General features: G+C 67.6%; 1 pseudogene. It reads left to right on the top strand.

The features are described from left to right. Positions 1–187, top strand: a pseudogene (locus EN818_RS33460) (IS21 family transposase); the annotation flags it as partial. Positions 188–278: the final 91 nt, after the last annotated feature.

Below are 278 nucleotides of genomic sequence, written 5' to 3'. Positions count from 1 at the left end.
AGGCTTCCGCGCCTGTCTTGGCGTCATACGGCTCGTCAAGGGCTTCGGCCGCGAGCGCGTCAACGCCGCCTGCGGCCGGGCGCTGGAGATCAACGCCAGGACTTATGGCTATTGCAGACTGTGGTGCAGGAGGCTTTCGAAGCCGAGAGGACGGAGGCGATCTGGCAGCGAAGAGGTCGGCCGGTGACGATCAGGCTGAGGCGCCTTAGCCCCTCGCCCTGGGGCGAACGCCGTGGGGTTGCGCCGGTCAGGCAACGCGGCGGTAAGCCGATCTCCTC

The sequence above is a fragment of the Mesorhizobium sp. M3A.F.Ca.ET.175.01.1.1 genome (assembly GCF_004791945.1).
In the GTDB taxonomy this organism is placed as follows: domain Bacteria; phylum Pseudomonadota; class Alphaproteobacteria; order Rhizobiales; family Rhizobiaceae; genus Mesorhizobium.
Note: the sequence above shows the minus strand (reverse complement) of the source record. Positions and strands in the feature narration are given on the sequence as shown.